This is a genomic window from Kitasatospora kazusensis (genome assembly GCF_039529945.1).
GTDB classification, from domain to species: domain Bacteria; phylum Actinomycetota; class Actinomycetes; order Streptomycetales; family Streptomycetaceae; genus Kitasatospora; species Kitasatospora kazusensis.
Genome location: NZ_BAAANT010000147.1, coordinates 1 through 666 on the forward strand (window position 1 = coordinate 1; position 666 = coordinate 666).

Below are 666 nucleotides of genomic sequence, written 5' to 3' on the forward strand. Positions count from 1 at the left end.
GGGTCAGGAGACGTTGAGCGCGGTGTCGTCGATCACGAAGCTGGTCTGGAGGGAGGAGTCCTCGGTGCCGGTGAACTTGAGGGTGACGGTCTGGCCGGCGAAGGAGGAGAGGTCGTAGGTGTGCAGGGCGTAGCCGGTGTTCTTGTTGACGTTGGAGAAGGAGGCCACGGTGGTGGAGCCGGCCTGGACCTTCAGGTTGTCGTAGGCGGTGGTGCCGGTCTCGGCGGTGTCGATGTGCAGCCAGAAGGAGAGGCTGGCCTTGCAGCCGGCCGGGATGGTGACGGTCTGGCTGAGGGTGTCGGTGTGGGTGCTGCCGTAGCCGTCCAGCCAGGCCTTCCAGCTGCCCGAGTGGGCCGGCTCGCCGGAGGAGTTGTCGATGACGCCGGCCGAGGCGGTCCAGGGGCTGGCGGTGCCGGTCTCGAAGCCCGCGTTGCCGAGCAGCTGGCCGGCGGTGCAGCCGCTGCCGCCGCCGCTGACGGTCCAGGTGAAGGAGGCGCTGCCGTTGGCGCCGGTGGTGTCGGTGGCCTTGACGGTCACGCTGTAGGTGCCGGCCGTGCTCGCGGTGCCGCTGATCAGGCCGTTGGAGCTGATCGACAGGCCGGTGGGCAGGCCGGTGGCCGAGTAGGTCAGGGTCTGGCCGGAGGCCGAGTCACTGCCGCTGACCTG

At 69.7% G+C, this 666-nt stretch carries 1 protein-coding gene; it reads right to left on the reverse strand.

All coding sequences use genetic code 11. The annotated features are described in order from the left end of the window. Positions 1 to 3: 3 nt before the first annotated feature. Positions 4 to 666 (reverse strand): putative Ig domain-containing protein (locus tag ABD330_RS32410; protein WP_344469899.1); only part of this gene is annotated, 663 nt, incomplete at its 5' end.